The organism is Flavicella sediminum (genome assembly GCF_006381105.1).
Classification (GTDB): Bacteria; Bacteroidota; Bacteroidia; order Flavobacteriales; family Flavobacteriaceae; genus Flavicella; species Flavicella sediminum.
Genome location: NZ_VDET01000004.1, coordinates 1 through 2,866, shown reverse-complemented (window position 1 = coordinate 2,866; position 2,866 = coordinate 1). Strand labels below are relative to the sequence as shown.

The 2,866-nt window shown below is 29.8% G+C and carries 4 protein-coding genes; all 4 read right to left on the bottom strand.

All coding sequences use genetic code 11. From position 1 onward, the window contains the following. Positions 1-184: 184 nt before the first annotated feature. Entirely contained in the window at positions 185-682 is a 498-nt protein-coding gene (locus tag FGM02_RS07760) for a hypothetical protein (RefSeq protein WP_139957800.1), read from the bottom strand. An 856-nt stretch (positions 683-1,538) separates the two neighbouring features. Continuing rightward, the gene (locus FGM02_RS07755; RefSeq protein WP_139957799.1) at positions 1,539-2,003 is read right to left on the bottom strand and encodes a GNAT family N-acetyltransferase; all 465 of its coding nucleotides are present in this window, start codon (positions 2,001-2,003) and stop codon (positions 1,539-1,541) included. Positions 2,004-2,227: 224 nt separating this feature from the next. Then, positions 2,228-2,551, bottom strand: coding sequence for a type II toxin-antitoxin system PemK/MazF family toxin (locus FGM02_RS07750; protein WP_139957798.1), 324 nt, complete (start codon positions 2,549-2,551; stop codon positions 2,228-2,230). Then, a complete protein-coding gene (locus FGM02_RS07745) occupies positions 2,542-2,787 on the bottom strand; it encodes an AbrB/MazE/SpoVT family DNA-binding domain-containing protein (protein WP_139957797.1) in 246 nt (81 codons plus the stop codon). Before FGM02_RS07745 ends, FGM02_RS07750 begins: the two co-directional genes overlap by 10 nt. Positions 2,788-2,866 lie beyond the last annotated feature (79 nt).

Below are 2,866 nucleotides of genomic sequence, written 5' to 3'. Positions count from 1 at the left end.
TTAGTGTGGGAGTTGATAATCGAAAGATTTTCAGCCTAACACTAAGCTTATACTTATTTTGTGTTTTTATCATTGTCGACCTAAAAATACTTAAATAAGTAGAAGTGACATAGTAAAAAGACACAAACCTTTGGAGTAAACCATAAAAACCCACATTAACTTTATACGGTGTTGTAAAATGTTTTTATTCCTTTGTTCTAATTGGTAAACTGTCCAAAGTTGAACTAAAATTTATTGATATATTATTTTTTTCAATTCCAATAAGTTCAATTTCATGATGATTTTCAGGCGTTATTTTTATCCTTTTATTTAATCTACTAGACAATTCGGTCAGAAACTCCATAAGTTTTTCGTGGTCATTTATTCCGTTAAACTCTCTTGGATCAATATCCAACTCAATTTCGTTTTCCGTGAAAAAATGTGTGTTAATTTGAATATTGTCCAAGTAAATATTTGCCGTATTATTCCATTCAATTTTTTTGTCCCAAAAATCTATCAATCTCTCAAAATTAATTTTAGTTTCAGTTTTTTGAGTGTTTTCGTTGAACCATTTAATATCAAATTTTTCATTGATGAAATCCACAAACACTTTCCAGTCCTTTCTGTCCGTATCTAAAATGAAGATGTCTCGCCAAGAACCATCCCAAAAATAAATGTCGATATTTAATTCTTTCCAATTCATTTTTCATATGTTTTACAACGGTTTTGTATAAGGTTAGTGTGGGAGTTGATAATCGAAAGATTATCAGCCTAGCACTGAGCTTATACTTATTTTGTGTTTTTATCTTGTCGACCTAAAAATACTTAAATAAGTATAAGTGACACAGTAAACAGACAAAAACCTTTGATTAAGCCAAAAACACCCACATTAACTTTATGCGGTGTTGTATATAGCGGACACGCAGCTTAGTTTTTCTCCAAATTTTAATTAATCTCTAATTTGTCTTTTTATAAATTTCTTGATTTTATTTGAATCCCTTTTCTGTATTTTTTTTTGGAAGAAAATTTCTCGGACGTTGACATTATTTTTTTGGAAATATTCTAATCCGCCATTTACTCCGCAAGCTGCTAAATCTCATAATTATTTTTAATCAGACTTTTAATCCGTAATTATCTAAATTCCACAAAGATTTTTTCTCAACATTTGAGTAAGATTCTCGTAAATATTTTCCACTTTTTATTTGAAATTTATCTTTAAAATTCTCGGATAAGTAGAGTAGTGGTTGAAATAAAATAATTTCTCCAGAATAATTTTCGGATACTGCTGGGTTCGCCGAGTTTTTTCTAACGTTGTGATACTGTGTGTGGATTTCTGTTTTGAAATCCCCCCGTTATATACAACGGTTTTGTATAAGGTTAGTGTGGGAGGTAGACAATCGAAGAATTGTCAGCCGAGCCACAAGCTTATACTTATTTTGTGTTTTTATCTTGTCGACCTAAAAATAATTAAATAAGTATAAGTGACATAGTAAACAGACACAAAACTTTGGGCTAAAACTAAAAACCCACATTAATTTTATACGGTGTTGTAGCTAGTTTTATATAGATTTTTCCATAATAGCAATATCTTTCCCTTCGAGATTATATCTATCTATTTCATTCCAGTGTTGTCGTTTATAAAGTGATTCAGCTGTATGAGTAAATAAATATATTTTCTTAATCCCTTTCCTTTTAGCTTCTGATTCAATTTCATTTAATAATTTTCCTCCGAGACCTTTTCCTCTTATTTGAGGTTCAGTAAACATTAATGCAATCCAAGGAGAATAGTTTTCATATTTCTTAATTCGACTTTGGATTCCAACTCTGTGATAAAGACCACCAGTACCAATTAGATTTTTTTTATATGTCATTAAAGTCTGGAAAATGACATTGCTATTATCTTTTTCAGTTAAACTTATATTCGTCTTTTCTTTTGGTATTTTCCATTCTTCAAAATACCAATCTGAAATTTTATTTATAATATCGGTTTCATTTGAAGTTATGTTTCGGTATTCAATTTTCATTTTTTTCAGTAATTAGCTACAACGGTTTTGGCTAGGCTTTGTGCGGGATTGAAAATCGACAAGATTTTCGAACACGTACTAAGCCGAAGCTTTTTGTTTGGATTTGTTTCTTTGGTTTTCACAAAGCCAAATCAACAAGATTTGGCGACTTAGTAAATATATATAAAACTTTGAAGTAAGCACAAAACCCGCATGAAGTTTAGCCGGTGTTAGCTTTAGTTTTTTTAATCTACAAAAGTTTCTTTCATTACAGATTTAAATTCTTTGATTTCAGGTTTCGACATTTTTCCTAAACGTTTCACTATTCTAGTTTTGTCTACAGTTCTTATTTGGTCAACAACAATCCACCCAATTTTATCATTATGTTTGATTTCAATTCGTGTTGGATAATTTCTCGAACTCGTGGTCATTGGAGCAACAATAATTGTTCTCAAATACTTATTCATTTCGTTTGGAGAAATAATTACACAAGGACGAGTTTTATTGATCTCACTACCAACTGTCGGATTAAGGTTGATCAGGACAATATCATATTGTTTTAATTCCATTCTTCAAAGGTTTCGTCTTCAAAGACATCATTAAACAATAATTTATCATCTCCATTTTCCGCCATTTGCTTAAAAGATTCTTCCCATCCTTTTCTTGGAGTTGATAAAGGTTGAATAATGATTTTTCCTTTTTCAAGAATTAAATCTACTTTATCTTTGATGTTATATTTTTCAAGAATAGTTTTACTGAAACGTATTCCTTTCGAATTTCCTATTTGTATTACTGAAACTTCCATAACTTTAATGTTTTTGTTATTACAAAGTTATTACTAATTTTTCAATTACACAATTAAAGCTAACGGTTTTGTATAAGGT